The organism is Flavobacterium sp. NPDC079362 (assembly GCF_050267765.1).
Classification (GTDB): Bacteria; Bacteroidota; Bacteroidia; order Flavobacteriales; family Flavobacteriaceae; genus Flavobacterium; species Flavobacterium azizsancarii.
Genome location: NZ_JBNNFM010000005.1, coordinates 26,237 through 49,991 on the forward strand (window position 1 = coordinate 26,237; position 23,755 = coordinate 49,991).

A 23,755-nucleotide genomic window follows, 5' to 3' on the forward strand; every position below is an offset into this window, starting at 1 on the left:
ATTCAAGTATAAATGAGAATTAAACAATACCGCACTCAGTTTATTAAAGAGTTATCGCCCTTTTACGATGCGTATGAAGCAGAAAGTTTTTTCTATTTAATTTTAGAAGACAAACACAAATTACGACAAATTGATTTAGCATTAAATCATGAATTGACTTTTTCAGAAAGTGATTTTGTGGTATGGGATTCATTACTAAGTCAATTAAAAAAAGAGATTCCTATACAGTATTTATTGGGTAAAACTCATTTTTATGGTATGGAGTTCGAGGTAAATGAAAATGTTCTGATTCCGAGACCTGAAACAGAAGAATTGGTAGAATGGGTTATCAATGAAAATTCGAAGATTAATCCAGCTAAAAAAATCAAAATTCTTGACATTGGAACAGGAAGCGGATGCATTGCCATTTCTTTGGCGAAAAACATTCCAAATGCACAAGTGTATGCTATTGATGTCTCGAAGAAAGCTATCGAAACCGCTAAGAAAAATGCAGCTAATAATAAGGTTGAAGTCAATTTTATACTTCAGAATATTTTAGAAACGGAGGCGTTAAAATGTAATTTTGATATTATAGTTTCAAATCCGCCTTATGTTCGTAATTTAGAGAAAGAAGAAATTAAGAAGAATGTTCTGGATCACGAGCCGCATTTGGCGCTTTTTGTAGAAGACAATGATGCTTTGATCTTTTATCGAAAAATTGCTGAACTGGCTCAGAAAAATCTGCTGGAAAACGGACAATTGTATTTTGAAATCAATCAGTATCTTGGATGCGAAATGAAAGATTTGTTAGAAAAAATGAATTTTGAAAACATCGAATTGCGAAAAGATATATACGATAATGACCGCATGATTTCTTGCAAGGTTTCTAAAGCGTTGTAGGTGGATTATATAACAAAAACCTAAGATGGAAGATCAAATTGATACTGAACGAAGTTATATTGAAATGGATGCTTATTTTTCGACCATAGCAATTAAGTCTGTAAAAGAACTTGTTGAAAAACGTTTTGAAAACCATGTAAAAACTAATTCTTATTATGATTTTATAAATTGGCATAAAGCTGAAAATGAAATTCTACTGGCGACATTTCGCGCTCCTGATGCCTTACCATTATTAGAAATTTTTGATTGTGTCTTTAATAAAAATAATCCTGAAGAATATGTTTTTCAAAAATGTAAACTTATTCATTCTTTATGGAACGGATGGGTTCCTGAAGGTAGTATTTCAAGAGGAAATAATCATGTTATAGCATTACAATTTGAAAATGCGATCCCGGAAATAGTGTATAGGCTTCATGAAGAAAATCAGTATAGGCCTACCGCACCATCTGATGGTTTTAGATTAGGATTATGTTTTGAAAGTGATTTTCCAATGATTAGCAAAAATATTAAAGCACATTTTGATAAAAAACGCAATAATGAGAAGACTTTGTAAATCTCATTTATAAAAGATCTTAAAAGAATGAAATTTCTAATCTAGCCCCGATAGCAGTGAAAAATCTTTTATGCCGGTGTTCGGGATAAAAGTTTGAAACGAATAGCGGGACTAATGGTTTTTTGAAACAATTAATTTCTGCTTCAAATACTATCAATTTTATTTGTTACTGTAAGCTGAGACTGAAAACTGAAAACTATTCATAGCGCAAAGCTTCGATAGGATCAAGTTTAGCGGCTTTTATTGCTGGATATAAACCTGAAACGATGGCAACGGTAAAACTGGTTGCAAAAGCAGCAAAAATAGCCACCCAAGGCACTACGAATACAAAACTCATTGCAGTTGCAATTGCAAATCCTAAAAGAATTCCGATTATAATTCCAATCAAACCGCCAATTTGTCCAATCAATAAAGTTTCGATAAAAAACTGAACAGCAATAGTGGTCTTTTTTGCTCCTAAAGCTTTTCTTACCCCTATTTCGCGAGTACGTTCTGTCACCGAAACGATCATGATATTCATCAAAGCGATTGAAGATCCCAGAATGGTAATAACGCTTATAATCCAGGAAGCCCAGCCTAAATATTTTGTGATGCCCAAAATACGATTGATCAAATCATCACTTCTGCCAATTCCGAAATTATTTTCACGAATCGGACTCAGTTTTCTAACTCTTCGCATTGTACTTGTAGCATTATCGATAGCTTCGTCTAAAAGTTCTTTTTTAGCAACCATTACGCTCAATGTATAATTGATGTTTGGAGCAGTAAATAAGGAACGTGCAACCTGAATTGGAATTAAAACACGTAAATCCTGACTGTTTCCAAACGTTGACCCTTTTTCTTTTAAGATTCCAATGACTTTAAAACGAGCACCGCGAATAGAAATTATTTTGTCGATTGGATTTACATCTTTCAATAAACCTTTCTCAAAATCTGATCCTACAACACACGAATAGGTATTGTTGTCAATATCAAACTGATTAAAGCTTCGTCCTAAACTTACCTCTAAACCTGAGTTGGCGATAAAATGCTCGTCGACACCAAGAATGGTAATTTCCGGATCTGTTTTTCGGTCAGAATATTTAACTTCTGCGGTTTTTGTAGCCGTAAAAGACAAGGAAGTTTCTGTAAAGGGATATTTGTATTTGTTTTTGAAGGCAACTGCTTCCGGATAGGATATAATTGGATTTACAATTTCACGCTCATTACTTCCACGATTTTTAAGGTTGTTTTCGTATTGATTAATATTGAAAGTGTTTGCTCCCATAGAAGCAAAATTGGTCGAAATAGTATTTTCGAGTGCCGTTACAACGGTTAGGATTCCAACCAAAGCGGTAATCCCGATTGCGATAATTAAAACGGTAAGAATAGTACGCAGTAATTGTGTTTTGATAGAACCAAAAGCAATTCGGATATTTTCTTTAAATAATTTTAGCATCATGACCAATTTGTCACGAAAATACGTTTTTTGTTACAAGTTTGTTTTCGAACAAGCATTATTTATTTTAAAAAACAAGATATTTGCAGTCGATTAGAATTTATGAGGAATCTAAATTCTGCGAAAATCCAATAATCTAAAAAGATCATTTATATTTAAGACTTCAAGCAAAGGAAATCTAATAATCTAAAGATCTAATAATCTAAAGATCTAAAAAAAATGGCTTCAAAACCAAGTATTCCGCAAGGGACAAGAGATTTTTCACCTGCAGAGGTGTCAAAACGTCAATATATTATTCAGACCATAAAAAATAATTTTGAGAAATTTGGTTTTCAGCCAATCGAAACACCTTCGTTTGAAAATTCAGATACCTTAATGGGGAAATATGGAGAAGAAGGCGATCGTTTGATTTTTAAAATATTGAATTCAGGTAATTTTTTCTTTAATAAAAATAAAATCGAATTACCCGAATCCATAGAAGCATTACAATCTAATTCTGCTGAAACAATAGATTTGAATCAAAGAATTGAGTTAAATAAATTTACCGGAAAAATTTCAGAGAAAGCATTGCGTTACGATTTAACTGTTCCGTTTGCAAGATACGTGGTACAGCACCAAAACGAAATTGAATTTCCTTTTAAGAGATATCAAATTCAACCGGTTTGGAGAGCTGACAGACCTCAAAGAGGACGTTACAGGGAATTTTATCAATGTGATGCTGATGTTGTAGGTTCAAAATCATTATGGCAGGAAGTAGAACTAGTTCAATTGTATGATACCGTTTTTACTTCTTTAGGTCTTGAAGGTGTTACGATAAAAATTAATAACAGAAAAATATTATCCGGAATTGCCGAAGTGATCGGAGCATCAGATAAACTGATCGATTTTACGGTAGCACTTGATAAGCTGGATAAAATTGGTGAAGATGGTGTGAAAAAAGAAATGATCGAGAAAGGTATTGCTGAAGAAGCTTTGGCGAAAGTTCAGCCGCTTTTTAACTTTACAGGATCGTTTGCAGATAAAATCAGTCAGCTTTCAAATTTATTGGCTGAATCTGAGGAAGGAATGAAAGGAGTAGAGGAATTGAAGTTTATTTGTGACAATGTGGCAACTTTAGGTTTGTCAACAGCCACTTTGGATCTTGATGTGACTCTTGCCCGTGGACTGAATTATTATACTGGGGCCATTTTTGAAGTAGCAGCGCCAAAATCGGTAGCAATGGGTTCTATTGGCGGCGGTGGAAGATATGATGATTTAACCGGTATTTTTGGTTTGAAAAACATGAGTGGTGTTGGGATTTCTTTTGGATTAGATCGTATTTATTTAGTTCTGGAAGAATTGCAATTGTTTCCTGAAACTGTTGCGGCAACATCAAAAGCATTGTTTATAAATTACGGAGATGCAGAGGCTTTATATGCTTCACAAGCTATTCAAAAATTAAGAAAAGAAAATATAAAAGTAGAATTGTATCCGGATAATGTAAAGGTTGGAAAACAGTTTCAATATGCAGATAAGCGCTTAATTCCGTTTGTTGTAATTGCAGGAGATCAGGAAATTGCATCAAATTCATATTCTCTTAAAAATTTAGTGACAGGAGAACAGGTTTCTGTTGATTTTGAAGGGTTGAAGGCTGCATTGCTGGCTTAAGAGGTTTAAATACGTTACGAAATTAACCGCAAAGAACGCTAAGATTTAGGCAGAGTTCGCAAAGTTTTTAGTTGATTAAAGAAGACGGAGTCCGCAAAGCTTTATGACGATTATTGATAAAATAATTCGTGATTTAGGCATAGTTCACAAAGTTTTTAGTTGATTAAAAAAGATGGAGTCCGCAAAGCTTTGTCATGATTATTGATAAAATAATTCGTGAAGATTCGTGAAATTCGTGGCGAAAAATTAACACAAAGTAAGCTGGAATTAATTTTACTTCACGCACAGAAAACATAAAGTTCGCAAAGCTGGATTAACACAAAGCTTTGCGAACTTTGTGTTTTTGTAAAACTATATTTTTTAAACCTTAACGTTCTTTGCGGTTAATTTTGCAAAGTTTTTTGTTCTAATAGAAGAAGTTGTGTTTTACAAAGCTTTGGCAGTGATTGTGTTACTGAAACATTAGCATTTATCAGCTTAAAACTTTTGAAAATTTGCTTAAAATTGTTGGTGAGAAAGAAAAAAAAGCATTTAATTTGCCGACCTTAAGTTACGGGCGTAGTTCAAGGGTAGAATAGCGGTCTCCAAAACCGTTGATGGGGGTTCGAATCCCTCCGCCCGTGCAACTATAACAGATCAAATAAAAAAAAGCTTCGTCTGAAATAGTCGAAGCTTTTTTTAATATAAGGTAAACTTGAATTAATAATTATTTATAAAGCCGAGGCCAACCCTTAAATTCAATTTTGGTAATAATTTAGTTTTCAATTTGGAACTCAAATATAGTATAAACTAAAACGTAATAGTCTTAAAATTATAATAAATTTTATCTGACTGGTTTTGCTTTTTAAGTAGTTCAGTTTTAATAAAGTGACAATTTGACATTTTATAAGATTTGGCAGTACTTTTGCAATCCAAAAGAAAGAATAAAAAATGAAGTTTAAGAATATTTTTAAAAATAAAAGTAATATGACTACGGAAAATACAGAGTTCGATCAGGAATTAGATGATGTAACGTTAGAGAACAATGCCAACGGTGAACAATTAATTGTTGAAGAATTAAGTGTTGAAGAGCAATTGGCTCAAGACTTGGCAAAAGAAAAAGATAAGTTTTTGAGACTATTTGCTGAATTTGAAAATTACAAAAAAAGAACTTCAAAAGAGCGTATAGATTTGTTCAAAACTGCAAACCAGGATGTTTTGGTAGCAATGCTGCCTGTTTTGGATGATTTTGACAGAGCGATTGTTGAAATCAACAAATCTGATGATGAAAATCTGAAAAAAGGTGTGGAGTTGATTCATGAAAAATTAAAAAACACTTTGGTTTCTAAAGGTTTAGAGCAAATTGAAGTTAGACCAGGAGATGCTTTTAATGCTGATTTTGCTGAAGCAATTACCCAAATCCCAGCTCCGTCTGAGAAATTAAAAGGGAAAATTGTTGATGTTATCGAAAAAGGATACAAATTAGGAGACAAAATCATTCGTTTCCCTAAAGTTGTTACCGGAAACTAAAAAATGCAAATAAAATGTTTTGGAGTTCAGTAATTAGTTAACTGAAGTTTGAAATTATCCTGTCCCGAATCTTTGGGATTGGATGGAATTTATTCTAATTATGAAAAAAGATTTTTACGAAATACTAAGCATAACAAGAAGTGCTGATGCTGTCGAAATTAAAAAAGCGTACCGAAAAAGTGCGCTTAAATATCACCCGGATAAAAATCCAGGCGACAAAGAGGCAGAAGAAAACTTTAAACTAGCGGCAGAAGCTTATGAAGTGCTAAGCGATCCTAACAAAAAAGCAAAATACGACCAGTACGGACACCAGGCTTTTGATGGTTCAGGTGGTTTTGGTGGTGGTGGCCATGGTGGTATGAATATGGATGACATTTTCAGCCAGTTTGGTGATATTTTTGGAGGTGGATTTGGCGGTTTCGGAGGCGGAGGCGGAGGTCCTCGTCGTGCTAAAGGAAGCAATCTTCGAATTAAAGTAAAATTAACTTTAGAAGAAATTGCGAATGGTGTTGAGAAAAAAGTAAAAGTAAAACGTAAAGTTCAGGCTAAAGGAGTAACATACAAAACGTGTTCGACTTGTAACGGTCAGGGACAGGTAATGCGTGTAACCAATACTATTTTAGGAAGAATGCAATCTGCAACAACTTGTCCTACTTGTGGTGGTTCCGGTCAGATTTTAGATAAAAGACCTTCAGAAGCAGATGCACAAGGAATGGTTGTGGAAGATGAAACTGTTTCAATCAAAATTCCTGCTGGAGTTGTTGATGGTATGCAATTAAAAGTTTCTAACAAAGGAAATGATGCTCCGGGAAATAGTATTCCTGGTGATTTAATTGTTGCTATCGAAGAATTAGAGCACGAATTCCTGAAACGTGAAGGTGAAAACATCCACTATGATTTGTACATCAGTTTTCCTGAAGCAGTCTTAGGAGTTTCTAAAGATATTGAAGCAATCAACGGAAAAGTTCGTATTAAGTTAGAAGAAGGTATCCAATCCGGAAAAATCTTAAGATTAAAAGGAAAAGGTATTCCAAGTATCAACGGTTACGGAAGCGGTGATTTATTGGTTCATGTAAATGTATGGACGCCAAAAACGTTGAATAAAGAGCAAAAACAATTTTTTGAAAATGCTTTAACCGACGAACACTTTATTCCAAGTCCTGAAAAATCAGAAAAATCATTTTTTGAAAAAGTAAAAGATATGTTTTCATAAGCTTCGCTTTTTCTAAAATATTTAAATAAGTTTTAAAAAACCCATTCTAATGTAAATTTAGAATGGGTTTTTTGCTTAATTATACAAAGATTCGTTTCGAATTATTTACTTTTACAAGCTCTTGGTCATAATGATCAAACTGAAGCAGAAAATCTTAAAAACAGCATGAGCAACTTACTCGAAGTACATAAAGTCGTAAAACAATACGGTGATTATGTAGCGCTTAACGAAGTTTCATTAAATGTGCCAAAAGGTAGTATTTACGGACTATTAGGTCCAAATGGAGCCGGAAAAACTTCTCTTATCCGAATCATAAATCAAATTACATTGCCGGACAGTGGCGAAATAATTTTGGACGGAGAAAAATTGCAGCCAAAACATGTGCAGACTATTGGTTATCTTCCGGAAGAAAGAGGTTTGTATACTTCTATGAAAGTAGGTGAGCAATGTTTGTATTTGGCACAAATGAAAGGATTGTCTAAAGCCGAAGCTAAAGTACAATTAGAGTATTGGTTTGACAGGTTAGGAATTCAGGGCTGGTGGAATAAAAAAATTCAGGAACTTTCTAAAGGAATGGCACAAAAAATTCAGTTTGTGGTTTGTGTATTGCACAAGCCGAAATTGCTGATTTTTGATGAGCCTTTCTCAGGATTTGATCCTGTTAATGCCAATATTATAAAAGATGAAATTTTAGCCTTGAAAGAACAAGGGGCAACCATTATCTTTTCGACACATAGAATGGAAAGCGTTGAGGAGCTTTGTGATCATATTGCTTTAATTCATAAATCGAATAAATTAATAGAAGGAAAACTAAGCGATGTCAAACGTCAGTTTAGAACCAATAGTTTTGAAGTTGGAATTTTAACGAGTAATGTAGAAGGTTTGATGTATGACATTACACAAAAATTTACCGTTTCGCCGGCAAACTTCAAATCATTAAATGATGATTTGAAATTAGATATTCAAATAGGGGATTCTACTCCAAACGAGTTATTAAACATTCTGACACAACGCGGACAGGTAACCCATTTTGTAGAAAAAATACCGAGTGTAAATGATATTTTTATTCAAACAGTAACTGAAAATAAAAATTAAAATTCGAAAAATTAAATTTCAAATTCCAATGTCGGAGCGATCAAAATTGGAATTTTGAATTTGAAAAATTAAAATATTTATGAGCATCATTTCGTTGATTATAAAAAGAGAGTTTATTGCAAAAGTTCGTAATAAATCTTTTGTTGTCATGACTTTTTTAAGTCCGTTATTGTTTGTTGCAATTGCAGGATTTATTGGTTATTTAAGTTCGATGAAAGCAGAGACCAAACGAATCGCCATTCGTGACGAAACAGGTTTGTTTGCAAATGATTTTGTAAAGCAGAATAAAAATCAGTCTCAATTTAAATATCTCAATTTATCTCAAATTGATACAAAAGCATTAAAAGACAGTATTACCAATGAAAGTTTTGATGGTTTAATTGTTATTCCAAAAACAAATAACTTAAAAGATTTAGAAAGTAAAATTGAGTTTATTTCCAATAATAGTCCCAGTATTTCTTTTATTGAAAAAACGCAGGACGTAATAGGAGAAAAAATAACCAAAATAAATCTTGAAAATGCAAAACTGGATACTCTGGCGATTCAAAAAGCACAATCTGCAGTTAATATTCATTTGGTAAAAGCTTCCGGAGAAGAAAGTCTAAAAGGATTAAATGAGATAAAAATTGGTATTGGCGGAGCATTTGGATATTTGATTATGATGTTCATTATCATTTATGGAAATATGGTAATGCGAAGTGTAATCGAAGAAAAAACGAACCGAATTATCGAAATCATTATTTCATCGGTAAAACCATTTCAGTTAATGATTGGTAAAATTATCGGGACTTCGCTTGCGGGATTGTTACAATTTATGATTTGGGCGATTATTGGTTTAGGATTAATGTATGCGGCTTCGGCATTTTTTGGAGTAAATGTTGGCCCAACGGCAAGAATTTCACCTGAATTAATGCACTCAGCACAACAGGAAATGACAGGAACGGCTCAAATGTATATCAGTGAATTATGGAATCTGCCAATTGCAAGTATCCTAATTGGTTTTGTGATTTATTTTATTGGCGGTTACTTTTTGTATAGTTCATTTTATGCCGCAATTGGAGCAGCGGTTGACAATCAAACAGATTCTCAACAGTTTCTTCTGCCTATTATTATGCCGCTTATTTTAAGTGTTTACATCGGATTTTTTACAGTTGTCAATGATCCCAACGGAACCATTGCAGTAGTGTTTTCTATGATTCCCTTGACCTCGCCAATTGTAATGTTAATGCGACTTCCGTTTGGAGTGCCGTGGTGGCAAATCGCAATTTCGGTATCATTATTGTTTGCTACGTTTTTCCTTACAGTTTGGTTTGCTGCAAAAATTTACCGCATTGGTATTTTAATGTACGGCAAAAAACCAACCTGGAAAGAATTGTATAGATGGCTTAAATATTAATTTTTTAAAGTCGCTAAGGTTCTGAGTTGCTGAGTCGCTAAGATTAGCTTCTTAAATAAAAACTTAGAACCTTAGCAACTCAAAACCTTAGAACCTTATAAAAGAATGAGCAAAATACTAATTATAGAAGACGAAGCATCGATCAGAAGGGTTTTGGTAAAAATCTTATCAGAAGAGAATGATACCTATCAGGTAGAGGAAGCAGAAGATGGAGTTGCGGGTCTTGAAAAGATAAAAAACAACGATTACGATTTGGTTTTGTGCGATATCAAAATGCCAAAAATGGATGGTGTTGAGGTTTTAGAAGAAGCTAAAAAAATCAAGCCTGAAATCCCGATGGTCATGATCTCTGGTCATGGCGATATGGAAACAGCGATTCATACCATGCGTTTGGGAGCTTTTGATTATATCTCGAAACCACCGGATTTAAATCGGTTATTGAATACGGTTCGTAATGCTTTAGATAAAAAACAACTTGTTGTTGAGAATAAAATCCTGAAGAAAAAAGTAAGCAAAAACTACGAAATGGTAGGAGAGAGCGAAGCAATTAATCATATTAAAGTAATGATTGATAAAGTTGCTCAAACCGAAGCGAGAGTTTTGATCACGGGACCAAACGGAACTGGAAAAGAATTGGTAGCACATCAATTGCATGAAAAAAGCGAACGCGCCAATTTTCCTATGATTGAAGTAAACTGTGCTGCAATACCAAGTGAATTGATCGAAAGCGAATTGTTTGGTCACGTAAAAGGAGCATTTACATCTGCAGTAAAAGATCGTGCAGGAAAGTTTGAAGCAGCAGATAAAGGAACTATTTTCTTAGATGAAATTGGTGATATGAGTCTTTCGGCGCAAGCCAAAGTTTTACGTGCTTTGCAAGAAAGCATGATTACCAGAGTGGGTGCAGAAAAGGATATAAAAGTAGATGTGCGTGTTGTGGCTGCAACTAATAAAGATCTAAAAGTTGAAATTGCCGAAGGTCGTTTCAGGGAAGATTTATACCATCGTCTGGCTGTAATTTTGATAAAAGTTCCGCCATTGAACGAAAGGCGTGATGATATCCCGGCTTTGATAAGACATTTTTCGGCCAAAATAGCTTTAGAGCAAGGAAATGTCGTTAAAGTATTTTCGGCGCAAGCCATACAATTATTGCAAGAGTATGATTGGACAGGAAATATCCGTGAACTTAGAAATGTTGTAGAAAGATTAATCATTTTGGGAGGAACTGAAATTTCTGAAAATGACGTAAAAATGTTTGCAAGCAAATAAATGCTTCGCGCAATAGGCTTTAAGCTATATGCTTTAGGCTAATAAAAATTAAAAATAATTTTTGCTTATGGCTTATTGCCTAAAGCTTAAAGCATGAAAAAAGATGAAACTAAAAAAAATAAACGAAAAGTTACAAGACGCTTTAATTGAAAATGGTTTAACGGAAGCAAATGTTTTGCAGCAGGAAACTTTTTCGACTATAAAAAGTGGTGCTGATTGTATTATTCTTTCTCCGGCAGGAAGCGGAAAATCGACTACGATTGTAATAAATGTAATTCAGCAATTAACCGGGCATACAGAAGAATCGCCCCGTGCCTTAATTTTTGTAGAAGATAAGGCCAAAGTGTTAGAAATGGAAGCGCTTTTTGAGAAATACGGAAAATATTCTAATCTTGAAGTTTATGGCGTACACGACAAAGGAGATACTGATTATGATAAAAACTATATTTCGACCGGAGTAGATGTTTTAATTGGTACGCCAAATAAATTGAGTGATATGTTTACAACGGCAGGTTATAATGTAAACCGTTTGAAAATGTTTATTATAGATGATGCTGATCCTATGTTGAAGTTGCGTCACGAAACTAAAATAATGCGTATTTCAAACAGTATCACAAAAACACAACGTATTATTTTTGCTGAAAATTTGACAGAACGTATCGAAATTTTAGCTGATAAAATGATGTTAGAGCCTTATTTATTTGATATGGATGAAGAAGGTGAAGAAGAACTTGATGAGGAAGAAGAGGATATTCAGGAAGAAGAATAAAGTCGCAGTTTTCAGTTTCACTTTACAGTTTTGAATTGAAAAGAAGTGATTTTCAAAATCAGCTGAAAAGAATATTACAGTAGAAATAAAAAATAATAATAAAAATTAAGATGTCATGGGATTAATGAAAGTGTATTCAGGAAGCGAAGTTTTAGCACTTGCTCTACAAGAAAGATTAGAAGAAGCCGGAGTTGAAACAACAAAAAAAGATAATATTCAATCTGCCCGCTTGGGAGGTTTTGGACAATCTGGTTTGGCAGTTGAGGTATTTATTCAGGAAACAGATTTTGCTAAGGCAAATCCGGTTATCGAAGAATTCAGAATGAGTATCTAAAGGAAGTTTTCAGTCTCAGTTTACAGTTTTTAGTCTCAATGAGCACTGAAAACCTAGATTGTATACTGCGGCTAAAAACTGTAAATTAAAAAGAAATGCAATATAAAATGCTAGTGCTTGACATGGATGATACCTTGTTGACAGACGATCATAAAATTTCTGAATTAAATAAAAAAGTACTTCTTGAGGCTCAGGCAAAAGGTGTTCATGTGGTTTTGGCTTCCGGCAGACCAACATCAGCAATGACAGCTTATGCAAAAGAGTTAAAATTAGATGTGTACGATTCGCATATAATTTCGTTTAATGGTGCTGTAATTAGCACAGTAAAAGATGATCTTATATTATTTGAACAATCATTAACTCCGGAACAAATTCATGATTTATACGATTATAGTGTAAAGATGAAAACGCATATCATTACTTATATTGATGGAGAAATTGTTAGTGAAACTGATTCTGAATATATCGACATCGAAAAAGAAATTACGGGATTACGACATAATAAAGTGCCTGATTTTAAAGCAGCAGTTACAAAGCCTGCCGTAAAATGTATTTTATTAGCAGAACCTTCTTATCTAAAAGAGGTAGAGAAAGATTTAAAAATAGCAATGCCTCATTTGAGTGTTGCAATGTCTAAACCTTTTTTCTTAGAGGCAGCTCAAAATGGGATTGATAAGGCGGCGAGCCTGAAACTTTTGGCTGAAAAGTTAAACATTCACCAAAGTGAAATTATTGCAGTAGGAAATGCAGGAAATGATCTTACTATGATAGAATATGCAGGACTTGGAGTTTGGGTTGATAATGTTACGCCGGAACTGCGTGACAGAGCAGATGTAATTGTGGCTTCGAATAATAATGACGGTGTTGCGGAGGTAGTGCAGCGTTATATTTTAAATTAAATTAAATTTATTTGAGATGAGAGAACCAATAGAAACCGAACGTTTGATTTTACGAGAATTGACAGCGTCAGATGATAAAGGAATGTTTGAATTAGACTCTAACCCTAACGTACATGTTTTTGTTGGTAAAAAACCGGTAAAAGATATTGACGAAAGTCGCTCTCATATCAAAAATATTCAACAGCAATACAAAGATTTTGACGCAGGCCGTTGGGCGGTTATTCTAAAAGAAACCGGAGATTTTATAGGTTGGTCAGGAATAAAATTCATTACAAATGAAATCAACAATCATAAAGATTTTTATGAAATAGGATATCGTTTTATCGAAAAACATTGGGGAAAAGGATATGCTACTGAAGCTGGAAAAGCTTTTATAGATTATGCTTTTAATGTAATGAAAGTAGAAACACTTTATGCGTATGCAGATGAAGGGAATGAAAACTCCAGAAGAATATTAGAAAAGTTGGGTTTGCAGTATGTAAACTCTTTTGAATATGAAGGAGAGTTGGAAGTTTGGTATGAATTAAAAAGTCCAAACTTATAAAATTATTCTAGGAAATGCGTTCTAAATCTTTGTACTCTTATCTCGTTAAGATTTACAAAGATTTAGAAAACAGCTCGTAGTTTCTAATACTTAAGTTAGATATTATTTTTTAGCTACAGAAACAAAATATTTATTTCCGTCACCCATTGTCAGTTTAACACGTTCATCGCAAAGATCGATTGCAAAATTGGCACTTTCGTAACAAGTACAAGTAGTATTTTTGTCTTTAGACATTTCAGTTTTGCAATTGTTATTTTTAAAAGTTGACAATTGTGGTGTGTATAAGCTCACTAAATCAGTAGAAGCTGTTACTAAAGAAATAATACTTGCTGAATTATTATTAGTAATTCTGTAAACAATTCTATCAGTATAATTTACTTCATTTACAGTTACTTTACGAATATAAGTGTAAGCAGTCGAGCCTTCACTCGGTTCTTTTACTTCAAATTTAAATCCAACCGCACGAATTGCAATATCAAATTGAGATTGAGAGTTTAAACTCGCCCAAGTTGTCAATGTACTAATAGAAGGAAATGGATTAGCAGCTGGAGCAGTATTTTGCGCTTGCGAGCTAAAAAGGGTTAAGAACATCAAGCAGATTGTGGGTAAAAATGCTTTCATATGGATTTTTAATTTATAATTTTGCCTACTCTTTCTGGTTTTCGGCCTTCCCATTTTTTATAACAACAAAACAACAACATAACGAGGGAAAATCAAAATTGTTATGAGCAATTTATTGTTTAAATAATAAAAATTTATAGAAACATTTTTAAGGAAGTGAAATTACCTTTAAAAATGATTTAAACAAAGTTAAATGTAAGAAAATTTGAATTTAATCTTGTGAAAAACGTATTTAATCGATGTTATTTGCATTTAATCGATGATTTTGTCAATTTATTCTTATTGAAAAAAAAGTATCAGTTTTTTGCAGATAAAATTTATTAACTGCTCTTAAGGTTTATTTGTGTTTTTTTATGAAGTCCTGAAATACATGTTTCGTTCAAAATATTGATATATAGTGTATTATTGATTTTATTTTAAAGAATATTGTACGTAAATTTGCAAACTCTTTAAAAGAGATGTAAATATAATATCTTACTACTTAAAACGTAGTTTATTCCCATGGAAAATAGAAAAAAAGTTGCCTTTTATACGCTTGGTTGCAAACTGAATTTTTCAGAAACTTCTACAATTGCCAGAAACTTTAATGATGAAGGTTTTGATCGTGTTGATTTTGAAGAAATAGCAGACATTTATGTCATCAATACCTGTTCTGTTACAGAGAATGCAGATAAGCAATTTAAGCAGGTTGTAAAAAAAGCAATGAAACTGAATGATAAGGCTTTTGTTGCAGCAGTAGGTTGTTATGCACAACTAAAACCTGAAGAATTAGCAGCAGTTGATGGTGTTGATTTAGTTTTGGGTGCTACCGAAAAGTTTAAAATTACCGATTATATTAATGATTTGAGTAAAAACGACATGGGTGAAGTTCACTCATGCGAAATTTCTGAAGCTGATTTTTATGTTGGGAGTTATTCTATTGGAGATCGTACCCGTGCTTTCCTAAAGGTTCAGGACGGCTGCGATTATAAATGTACTTATTGTACGATTCCGTTAGCAAGAGGGATTTCCAGAAGCGATGCTTTAGAAAATGTCCTTCAAAATGCCAAAGAAATTTCGGCTCAAAATATAAAAGAGATTGTTTTAACCGGAGTAAATATTGGTGATTACGGAAAAGGAGAATTCGGTAACAAAAAACACGAGCATACATTTCTTGATTTAGTTCAGGCTTTAGATAAGGTGGATGGAATTGAGCGTTTGCGAATTTCATCAATTGAACCTAATTTGCTGAAAAATGAAACAATAGAGTTCGTTTCTAAAAGCCGCACTTTCGTACCTCATTTTCATATTCCGCTACAATCAGGAAGTAATGATATTTTAAAACTAATGAAACGTCGTTACCTGCGTGAAATCTATACAGAACGAGTAAATAAAATTCGTGAAGTAATGCCGCATGCTTGTATTGGTGTTGATGTAATTGTTGGTTTTCCAGGTGAAACTGATGAGCACTTTTTAGAAACCTACCATTTTCTTAATGAAATGGATATTTCTTATTTACACGTATTTACCTATTCAGAAAGAGACAATACAGAAGCTGCCAATATGCCAGGAATTGTTCCTGCAAATGTGAGAGCAAAACGAAGTAAAATGTTACGCGGATTATCAGTTAAAAAACGTCGTGCTTTTTACGAAGGTCAATTGGGATCTAGCAGAACTGTTTTGTTCGAAAGCGAAAATAAAGAAGGATACATTCACGGTTTTACAGAAAATTACGTAAAAGTAAAAACACCCTGGAATCCTGAATTAGTAAACACATTACATGAAATCAATCTGACAAAAATCGACGAAGACGGAAGTGTTCGTTTAGAGTTTTTGAATAAATTGGCAGAGGCATAGTGTATATTTAAGATAGTTGTCATTTCTGACAAAAAACAGAAAAGCCCTTTTTTTTAGAAAGGGCTTTTCTGTTTTCGAAAACTTTGTCAAAGTTGACTGTTAATTGTATTTTAGAATAAATTATTTCAAATTATTTTTTTTCCGAATCAATTTTAAACTTTCATCATTAGGATCTGTTTCTAATTTATAGACCGTTTTGTTTTCGATAAAAATTCTGTTTTGCAAGTCCTCATTTGTAAATCCATCACAGCCTGTTTGAACTGAAAAAGTTTCTATAATTTGTTTCCACTCTGAATTTTGTAAAGAGTAAGTCGTCATAGAATAATTGCATCCGTTCATAGGAGCCTGAAAAACTGAAAAATCATCTTTTCCATCATTGTTTAAGTCGCCTTCATTAATAAGAGTCGCTTCGCAACAATTAATAGGTATCGGTTTTAAGGATGCATTGCTAAAAGTAATCGTATACTCGTCCGGAGTTCCGTCTTCTATAGGATTTCCTTCTCCTTGTTTTGTTTTTGTAACAGTCGCAAACTCATTTTTCCCGTCACCATCAAAATCACCTTCGATTTTTGTACCCACCAAAAGTTTACTTGTTTTTTCTTCTTGCGAAGTTGTACTTTCCGTTTTTACGGAAACAGAATCTTTGTTTGAGATTTCAGGATTTACATCCTCAGTTTTGCTTTTCTGAAAGCAGGAAACCAAGAGAAATAATGCGGGTAAGATAATAAGTTTATTCATATTCTATTTCTGACCTTCCGGAATCACCAATTTCAAAGAATTAATATAATCCGTATCAAACTCAATAACTCTGATTTTCTCCGGATTAAAACTCAGTTCGCCACCAAACTGACCTTTTATGTCCAGAAAGTCGATGGTCAGTTCTTCGTCATTCAATTCTATAAGTTTCCCTAAATAGGCTGATTTTGCAGATTTTTTAGAAATCTGAAAAATACCATATTTAGTATTTACATAATTTAGGATAGTGCTTAAATCCCTAATCGGAATAATATCTTCGGCATTTGTTTTTAGACCTTTAAGGCGAATAACTTTTTCTGTAAATTCAAGATCTTGATCTCTGTGAACGGCTTCGATATTTTTGTTTTTCAGAATTACAAAACCATCTAATATAAAATCTTCAGGATTGTTTCTTAGTAAAATCCAATCGTCAGAGTAGTCAATAAGAAAACCGGTAAAAAGTTCTTTTTTATCTGTAAATTCTATTGCAATTAATTGTCTTAAATATTGTTCCATTTGGTTTTTATTAAGGCTGTTATGAACTTTGTCAAAGTTTTAAACTTTGACAAAGTTTGTTAGAGATTGAAATTTGTTTATTTTTTTAAGGATTTGTAGACCAGATACTGCTGTTTTTTATAAAAACTCTACGGCTTAATTTCAATTGAGCAATGATTAATTCCGCAACATCTTCAGACTGCATTACTTTATCTGGATTACCATCTGTCAGGTTTAAATCTTTTGCCATATCAGTTGCTACTGTACTTGGTGTTAATGCTGTAACACGAATATTGTGTTTTCTCATTTCCTGCATTAAAGAATCAGTCAGGCCTAAAACAGCAAATTTTGAAGCACTGTAAGCACTTGTTAATGCATTTCCGTTTAATCCGGCTGTAGAAGAAATATTGATAATATCGCCAGTTTGTCTTTCGATCATATTAGGGATAACGGCGCGAGTTGTATAATAAGTTCCCATTAAGTTAACCTTAATGATGTTTTCCCAAGCGTCCGGCTCTAATTCCAGAAACTTTCCGAAAGAAGCAATTCCTGCACTATTAATTAAAATGTCTATAGTTTTAAATTCTGCCAAAGCCTTTTCTACCGCATTATTGATAGAGTTAATGTCAGAAACATCAGCAGATAAAGCTAAAGATTTTACGCCTAAAGCAGCAGTTTCATCAGCCAATTGATCAACATCAGCCTGGGTTCTTGAAACTAAAATTACGTTCACGCCTTCTTTTGCAAGTGCAATCGCAATTGCTTTTCCAATTCCTTTTCCTGCGCCGGTAATTAGGGCATTTTTATTTTTTAAGTCTGTCATGATTTATTTTTTAGAAATGCAAAAAGCATCATTTTAGTTACACAAAAATACAGTTTTTGCTTCCTAAAACGATGCTTTCAGTTATTTTCTTAATCTAAGTTTAACAACTTTTTTATTCTTTGAGTACCATGTCAATACACATAACAGCTGCAAGGATTAATTGTCTCAGCGGACTATCCGTGGCAACGGTTTCTTCGACTTTTAATACATAATTATCAGCACTGGTAAAAAACTCTTTACCCATTCCTGCCCATTTTTTACTGACCTGAGCCAATTGTTTATTTTCATGATTGAATTTAAAATCCCAACCAGTCCATTTTCCCTGAAGAGTTGCGGCAGTTCTTTCGTTTTGGTCCAGAATTTCGAACTTTCCTCCAATAGACAATAGTTTTTGTTTAAATGTTCCCACCAAACGATCTTTCTCGTCAAAAACTTCAACAGTCGAGCGAAACCATGCAATACCGCGTTTTACTGAAATTAATTTTTCTCCCGAAGCAGTGGTGATTTCGATATCAAAAGGCGTCATTCTTTTGTAGTCAGTAAAACGAAATACTTTTGTAAAGAAACCCAAGTTGTTTTCTCTGCAATTCATTATAATCTGATTGGTTGCAGGATCATAAATGTCATAATTATTAGCCGCTTTAAACATTCCGATATGTTCTTTTACAAGAAATAGATTCTGATTTAATATAGGGTTCATTATTTTTTTTGAAATTGATTTGTAAATATTTTTACCTGAGTAAATTTTGAAGGATTTTCAAAAGGAGTTCAAATGTAGAAAAATATTGGCAGGTAATAGGATATTAAATTTGGAATAAAGCTTTACAAATTAAAACCTATCACCTTATTAGTTTTTCTTTTTTGTTGTAATAACTATCGCTCCATTTATCGCCTTATTTCCATAAATAGAAGTTGCATCAATTCCTTTGAGAACTTTAATGTTTTCAATATCATTTGGGTTCAGTCCAGAAAATTGTTTAGAATCAATTACAACTCCATCCAGAATAGTTAATGGTTCATTTATAAGAAGTCTGGATGGTGCACAGATTACTACTTTATTAGTTAAAATTGAGTGTAAGGTATCTTTTGTCGTTGTCTTTTCCTGTGCTTTTACTACGAAACATATAAGCATAGAAAGTGCTAGCAAAATAAATTTTACGTTTTTCATGATGATAATTTTAGATAAATGATTGGCGTTATCTTTATCAAAGTTTTAAAATTTTGGTTTTTCTTTATTTTTCAGGAGTTGGTTTACCTGTTTTTGTGGTAATAATTACAACTCCTTTTTTACCTTTTTCTCCATATTTTGATGTCGCTTCGAGATCCTGAAGAACTGTTATGGTTTTTATTTCCTGTTTGTTTAAGGGTGCATAAGGACTTGTTGGATTCTTGCCGAATAAATCATCCTCAGAATAATAAACGCCATCAATAATATAAAGTGGAGCATCTAGAATTACCAGGGAATCTACATTTTCAGGTTGTAAATTAGGAAGCTCATTTTGCATCATTTTATCTCTTTTAGTATCGTCGCTATGAGATATTGCATTTCCGTTCAGTACAATTAAGGGAGCACTCTTTTTAGTCATTTGCGATTGTTTCTCAGGATAAGCCATTTTAGCTGATTCTCTTTCTATGGTTTTAGAATAACCAAAACTTGCTTTGTCCTTTGCTGCACTGTTATCTTCATCGACAGAATAATCATCTTGTATGGAAGTCGCGCTCACAACTTCGGCTCCAATTTTAGATGGTGCCGGTGCTGCAGTTATTACAGGGGAATTAGCAACAGAAACTTGCGCTTCGTGTACGGCTACTCCTTGTTGCTGTTTGATTTGTTTGTCCAGAATTTTAATGGCTTCGGCTTTTGGAACTATTGGTGAATCTGAAGAAACGATTGCATTGTCTTTTTCCGTTATGGTTTCTTTAATAGCTTCTTTGTCATTGACTACAACTTTTGGATTTTGAATTATCGTTGTTTTATCTGATTTTATAAACTGGAATCCAATGGAAATAAGTAATAAAAACGAAGCGGCAATAGCAATTTTCTTCCATAATGAAATGGCTTTTTTATCTTCTTTTTTATTGAGTTTATCTTCAACACGAGCCCAGACTTTCTCCATTCCCGGAAACTCCTTATGCTCCGAATTTGCTGCGGCTTCTTTAAATTTATCGAATGTTTTATCTTGATTGTCCATGACTATTTTACTTTTTGGTAATACAATTTATTTACTAATTCCTTTAGCTTGGTTTTTGCGGCATTCAATTGTGATTTTGATGTGCCTTCAGAGATATTAAGCATTGCTGCTATTTCTTTGTGCGCGAAACCTTCAATAACAAAAAGGTTAAAGACAGTTTTACAGCCATCCGGAATATGATTGAGTAAATTGAGTAAATCTTCTTCTTCTAATGTATTGATCTCATCTGTAAAAGGTTGCGAAAGCAATTTGACATCATCAAGATACATGTTGAAATTGGTGTTTTTCTTGATGGTAGCCAAACAATGGTTGACGGTTATTTTTCGCGCCCATGCCTCAAACGCCAGAACTTCTTTAAGTTGTTCCAGTTTTGTAAATATGGTATAGAAAGCATCAGCCATAGCTTCTTCTATTTCTTCTTCCTTTTTGAGGTATCGTTTGCAAAGGCGATACAATTTTGGAGCCATGTGCTCATAAACCTGACGCTGAGCATCTCGGTTCATTTTTTTGCAGTTAGAAATTAGCGTTTCGTTTATCACAATTGTTGTCTTTATACTAAAGAGGGTTAAAAAGATAAAAAGGTTGGGACGAGTTAAAAAAAAAGTTTTTTTTAAGGTTTAAAGGTACAGAGGAACAAAGGTTTATTGTAGAGGCGCACAGCAGTGCGTCTTCGTTCAGTATATCTTCGGTTTATTATTTATTGGCAAATAATCTTTGCGGGAGACGCACAGCTGTGCGTCTCTACGGAATTTTAATATGAATTATTTCGTAATCTTATTTTTTTACAATCTTTGTCCTTTCGACCAAAGGGAGAAATCGCACTAGCTTTTTCGCAATCTTGGCATTCCGACGGAGGAGGAATCTCCAAAGAAACTAACACAAAGTACTTCCATAAATGGCTAGCTACTTATGAGGATTTCTCCTTTGTCGAAATGAAATGCGATTATTTTTGTTTTTGATACCATTTTTCTATCTTCTCAATAGATTCTTTATCTGTTTTAGGATTACAATTCAATCCCATTTTAATTTTCGTGTTAGAAATATAAGAGTTCAGAAAAATTACTGCAAAACCGCCCACTTCTCCATTGTCAGTTACAAGAGTTGACGAGAACATATTCATATATCCGCAACATTTTTCTTTAGATCTCATAATTGACATTAAATATTGAATATCATTTGGTTTTACCCATTTATCTGGAAACTCTCCGATCATTGATACAAAATGGAATGCCGAGTCTTTGTTATAGTTCTCTCTAAAAACTTTAATAAATGATTTTGGATTCAAATCTTTTGGGCTTAAAGTTTTAAAATATTGATTTTTTGTATCGAAATCTTTAATATTAAAAGTACCAAAGTTTTCTTTTTTTGTTTGCCTCGTTTTAAAATCATAAAATAAATAACTGCTACCAAAAGAATGGTAACTAGTAGTAATGAAAGAATTATTTTTCTCATCAAAGTTGTTTTACTTAACAGGCAAACTCAATTTAAAAATCTTCGTTTCTAACAACTCCGTATCATTATCCTCACAAAGCAAAAACTCAATTTTATCATTTGATTTTTTATATAAAGTCAATCCTTCGAATTTATTGGTTGAGGTGATTTTTTGCGTGAAATCAATTTTCATTGTTTTAAGATCGATTCGGCCAATGAAACTTCCCAAGATTTCTCCGTCGTCGTAGGTTGATTTTGTGTCTTCGGCAGTCGAAAGGAAATAAATTTTGTCTTCGAGCAAAATGGCATCGGTAAAACTGGAACGAACGCCTTTTATTTTTGGAAGTTTATAATTGGTTGCTACCAATGCAAATTCTTCTCCCAGGTTTTTGGCGTGAATGGTAAAAATGGTGTTTTTGTTTGTGATTCCATTTCCGCGATTGAATAAATACCAGTTTTCGCCATCGAAGATTGCGCCTTCTAAGTTGAAATCTTCAGGTTTTATTTCGCCAAAACTTTGCATTAAGCCATATAAATCAACGAGATTGTTTTTCTGTAAAACAGTTTTGCTTTTTAAATCAAACTCAATCATTTTGTTTCGGTTTTCGGTAGAGCCGGAACCAAAAACATAAAGTGTATCGTTATGATGCGTTAAGGATTCAAAATCAGGTTTTAAATTTTTTGGGGTATTTTGCGTTGGATTGTCAATTAAAGCATGTTGGTTTAATTGCTGATTTTGCATATTGTATTCGTATAAAAATCCGCTGTTATCACCAATAATATATAGTGAATCGTTATTTAAAAATAATCCTGATGCCGAACCGATTCCGATGATTTGAAATAATATTTCTAATGTAAATTTTTCCATGAAATGTTTTGTTTTGAATACTTAAAGCCCAGCCCTGATAGCAATGAAAATACTTTGAGAAGAAATTGTATTTTTTCCTGACAGAACAAAGCGACCGGAGGAAGCTCTTGTTATGGCTTGGTAAAAAATAATTTATAGAAAAAGTATTACAATGAATAGCAGGAATATGCTTCGTAAAATTAGTATATTTACTATTATAAAAACTCATAAATTATGAAATCTATAGACCCGAATGATTTTAAAGTTACAGATAAAATAAAATTATCTAAGATTCCAACTTTGTTGAAAGTAAAAGGAGATGATGATGAAAAGATTGAAAAACTGGATAAAGTACAATCTAAATTAAGCAAACAGCAAGATAAAATGTATGCGCATAACAGGTATGGCGTTTTGATATGTTTGCAAGGCATGGATACTTCGGGAAAGGATAGTTTGATTCGTGAGGTTTTCAAAGAGTTTAATCCACGTGGTGTTGTGGTGCATAGTTTCAAAACGCCAACTTCGACTGAGTTAGAACATGATTATTTGTGGCGACATTATATGGCTTTGCCGGAAAAAGGGAAATATGCGATTTTTAACCGTACGCATTACGAGAATATCCTGGTGACACGCGTGCATCCTGAATTTATTCTGGCAGAAAATTTACCGGGAATTGAAAGTGTTGAGGACATTCCGAAGGATTTCTGGAAGAACAGGATCGAACAAATTAATAATTTTGAAAAGCATATCACGCAAAACGGAATTATTGTTCTTAAGTTTTATTTGCACCTGAGTAAAGAAGAACAGCGCCAAAGATTATTACGACGATTAGAAAAAGAAAAACATAACTGGAAATTTTCTTTGGCAGATTTAAAAGAACGCGGACATTGGGATGAATATCAGGAATATTATGAAGAGGCGATAAATAAAACTTCGACCAAAGATGCTCCTTGGTATGTTGTTCCTGCAGATGATAAAGAGATGGCGCGCTATATTGTAGCCCAAATCATTTGGGATACTATGCAGAAACATACAGATATTAAGGAACCGGAACTGCCTGAGAATATAAAAGAAAATATTGGAGTTTATAAACAACAACTAGAAAACGAGTCTTAGAAATAAGGCTCTTTTTTTTGTTTGTATGTTATTGCAGTTTTATGAATGTTTTGTAGTACTAAATTAATGTTAATTTTTTTAAGGCTTTAGTTGGCTTTTTAATTGTAGTCTTGT

At 33.3% G+C, this 23,755-nt stretch carries 25 protein-coding genes and 1 tRNA gene; 15 read left to right on the forward strand and 11 right to left on the reverse strand.

The genetic code is table 11. The annotated features are described in order from the left end of the window. The first annotated feature begins 12 nt into the window (after positions 1–12). The gene (gene prmC / locus ACQKCJ_RS06620; protein ID WP_271334470.1) at positions 13–879 is read left to right on the forward strand and encodes a peptide chain release factor N(5)-glutamine methyltransferase; all 867 of its coding nucleotides are present in this window, start codon (positions 13–15) and stop codon (positions 877–879) included. A gap of 25 nt (positions 880–904) precedes the next feature. Further along, positions 905–1,432 carry a hypothetical protein gene (locus ACQKCJ_RS06625; protein WP_271334469.1) on the forward strand — a complete coding sequence of 176 codons (528 nt, stop codon included), beginning with the start codon at positions 905–907 and terminating at the stop codon, positions 1,430–1,432. A 196-nt stretch (positions 1,433–1,628) separates the two neighbouring features. Here ACQKCJ_RS06625 and ACQKCJ_RS06630 read toward each other — a convergent pair whose 3' ends face one another. Continuing rightward, entirely contained in the window at positions 1,629–2,873 is a 1,245-nt protein-coding gene (locus ACQKCJ_RS06630) for an ABC transporter permease (protein WP_427401667.1), read from the reverse strand. Between the two features lie 216 nt (positions 2,874–3,089). Between ACQKCJ_RS06630 and hisS the strand changes: the two genes are divergently transcribed. The 11 genes from hisS to ACQKCJ_RS06685 all read left to right on the forward strand — a co-directional run bounded on the left by hisS (position 3,090) and on the right by ACQKCJ_RS06685 (position 13,545). Then, the gene (hisS, locus tag ACQKCJ_RS06635; protein ID WP_271334467.1) at positions 3,090–4,517 is read left to right on the forward strand and encodes a histidine--tRNA ligase; all 1,428 of its coding nucleotides are present in this window, start codon (positions 3,090–3,092) and stop codon (positions 4,515–4,517) included. 552 nt (positions 4,518–5,069) lie between these two features. Then, positions 5,070–5,140: transfer RNA gene (locus ACQKCJ_RS06640), tRNA-Trp, on the forward strand. 307 nt (positions 5,141–5,447) lie between these two features. Continuing rightward, positions 5,448–6,026: a nucleotide exchange factor GrpE gene (locus ACQKCJ_RS06645; protein ID WP_271334466.1), complete on the forward strand. Its 579-nt coding sequence runs from the start codon at positions 5,448–5,450 to the stop codon at positions 6,024–6,026. Positions 6,027–6,126: 100 nt separating this feature from the next. Further along, a complete protein-coding gene (dnaJ, locus tag ACQKCJ_RS06650; RefSeq protein ID WP_271334465.1) occupies positions 6,127–7,239 on the forward strand; it encodes a molecular chaperone DnaJ in 1,113 nt (370 codons plus the stop codon). Positions 7,240–7,404: 165 nt separating this feature from the next. Continuing rightward, entirely contained in the window at positions 7,405–8,334 is a 930-nt protein-coding gene (locus tag ACQKCJ_RS06655; RefSeq protein ID WP_271334464.1) for an ABC transporter ATP-binding protein, read from the forward strand. A gap of 79 nt (positions 8,335–8,413) precedes the next feature. Further along, on the forward strand, positions 8,414–9,730 hold the full coding sequence (locus ACQKCJ_RS06660) for an ABC transporter permease (protein WP_271334463.1): 1,317 nt from the start codon (positions 8,414–8,416) through the stop codon (positions 9,728–9,730). A 105-nt stretch (positions 9,731–9,835) separates the two neighbouring features. After that, complete coding sequence (locus tag ACQKCJ_RS06665) at positions 9,836–10,999, forward strand: sigma-54-dependent transcriptional regulator (RefSeq protein WP_271334462.1); 1,164 nt, start codon at positions 9,836–9,838, stop codon at positions 10,997–10,999. A 103-nt stretch (positions 11,000–11,102) separates the two neighbouring features. Continuing rightward, entirely contained in the window at positions 11,103–11,768 is a 666-nt protein-coding gene (locus tag ACQKCJ_RS06670; RefSeq protein WP_271334461.1) for a DEAD/DEAH box helicase, read from the forward strand. Positions 11,769–11,883: 115 nt separating this feature from the next. Beyond that, positions 11,884–12,102 (forward strand): putative signal transducing protein, encoded by a 219-nt coding sequence (locus ACQKCJ_RS06675; RefSeq protein ID WP_271334460.1) that lies wholly within the window; start codon positions 11,884–11,886, stop codon positions 12,100–12,102. A gap of 95 nt (positions 12,103–12,197) precedes the next feature. Beyond that, on the forward strand, positions 12,198–13,001 hold the full coding sequence (locus ACQKCJ_RS06680; RefSeq protein ID WP_271334459.1) for a Cof-type HAD-IIB family hydrolase: 804 nt from the start codon (positions 12,198–12,200) through the stop codon (positions 12,999–13,001). 16 nt (positions 13,002–13,017) lie between these two features. Continuing rightward, positions 13,018–13,545, forward strand: a complete 528-nt coding sequence (locus ACQKCJ_RS06685; RefSeq protein ID WP_271334458.1) for a GNAT family N-acetyltransferase — start codon at positions 13,018–13,020, stop codon at positions 13,543–13,545. 102 nt (positions 13,546–13,647) lie between these two features. Here ACQKCJ_RS06685 and ACQKCJ_RS06690 read toward each other — a convergent pair whose 3' ends face one another. Next, positions 13,648–14,166, reverse strand: a complete 519-nt coding sequence (locus ACQKCJ_RS06690; protein WP_072961981.1) for a hypothetical protein — start codon at positions 14,164–14,166, stop codon at positions 13,648–13,650. 501 nt (positions 14,167–14,667) lie between these two features. On the opposite strand from ACQKCJ_RS06690, the gene mtaB reads away from it, so the two are divergent. Then, on the forward strand, positions 14,668–16,002 hold the full coding sequence (gene mtaB / locus ACQKCJ_RS06695; protein WP_271334457.1) for a tRNA (N(6)-L-threonylcarbamoyladenosine(37)-C(2))-methylthiotransferase MtaB: 1,335 nt from the start codon (positions 14,668–14,670) through the stop codon (positions 16,000–16,002). A gap of 120 nt (positions 16,003–16,122) precedes the next feature. Here mtaB and ACQKCJ_RS06700 read toward each other — a convergent pair whose 3' ends face one another. The 9 genes from ACQKCJ_RS06700 to ACQKCJ_RS06740 all read right to left on the reverse strand — a co-directional run bounded on the left by ACQKCJ_RS06700 (position 16,123) and on the right by ACQKCJ_RS06740 (position 22,546). Further along, positions 16,123–16,740 (reverse strand): hypothetical protein, encoded by a 618-nt coding sequence (locus ACQKCJ_RS06700; protein ID WP_271334456.1) that lies wholly within the window; start codon positions 16,738–16,740, stop codon positions 16,123–16,125. A 3-nt stretch (positions 16,741–16,743) separates the two neighbouring features. Further along, entirely contained in the window at positions 16,744–17,253 is a 510-nt protein-coding gene (locus ACQKCJ_RS06705) for a hypothetical protein (protein ID WP_271334455.1), read from the reverse strand. Between the two features lie 85 nt (positions 17,254–17,338). After that, positions 17,339–18,055: a 3-ketoacyl-ACP reductase gene (locus ACQKCJ_RS06710; protein WP_271334454.1), complete on the reverse strand. Its 717-nt coding sequence runs from the start codon at positions 18,053–18,055 to the stop codon at positions 17,339–17,341. A gap of 112 nt (positions 18,056–18,167) precedes the next feature. Next, a complete protein-coding gene (locus ACQKCJ_RS06715) occupies positions 18,168–18,755 on the reverse strand; it encodes an LURP-one-related/scramblase family protein (protein ID WP_271334453.1) in 588 nt (195 codons plus the stop codon). Between the two features lie 147 nt (positions 18,756–18,902). Beyond that, positions 18,903–19,223, reverse strand: coding sequence for a TonB-dependent receptor plug domain-containing protein (locus ACQKCJ_RS06720; protein ID WP_271334452.1), 321 nt, complete (start codon positions 19,221–19,223; stop codon positions 18,903–18,905). 64 nt (positions 19,224–19,287) lie between these two features. Then, positions 19,288–20,247: a hypothetical protein gene (locus ACQKCJ_RS06725; RefSeq protein WP_271334451.1), complete on the reverse strand. Its 960-nt coding sequence runs from the start codon at positions 20,245–20,247 to the stop codon at positions 19,288–19,290. A gap of 2 nt (positions 20,248–20,249) precedes the next feature. Next, a complete protein-coding gene (locus ACQKCJ_RS06730; RefSeq protein WP_271334450.1) occupies positions 20,250–20,750 on the reverse strand; it encodes an RNA polymerase sigma factor in 501 nt (166 codons plus the stop codon). Positions 20,751–21,190: 440 nt separating this feature from the next. Beyond that, the gene (locus ACQKCJ_RS06735) at positions 21,191–21,532 is read right to left on the reverse strand and encodes a hypothetical protein (protein ID WP_271334449.1); all 342 of its coding nucleotides are present in this window, start codon (positions 21,530–21,532) and stop codon (positions 21,191–21,193) included. A gap of 177 nt (positions 21,533–21,709) precedes the next feature. After that, a complete protein-coding gene (locus ACQKCJ_RS06740; protein ID WP_271334448.1) occupies positions 21,710–22,546 on the reverse strand; it encodes a DUF6929 family protein in 837 nt (278 codons plus the stop codon). 213 nt (positions 22,547–22,759) lie between these two features. Between ACQKCJ_RS06740 and ACQKCJ_RS06745 the strand changes: the two genes are divergently transcribed. Then, positions 22,760–23,641, forward strand: a complete 882-nt coding sequence (locus ACQKCJ_RS06745) for a PPK2 family polyphosphate kinase (RefSeq protein ID WP_271334447.1) — start codon at positions 22,760–22,762, stop codon at positions 23,639–23,641. Positions 23,642–23,755: the final 114 nt, after the last annotated feature.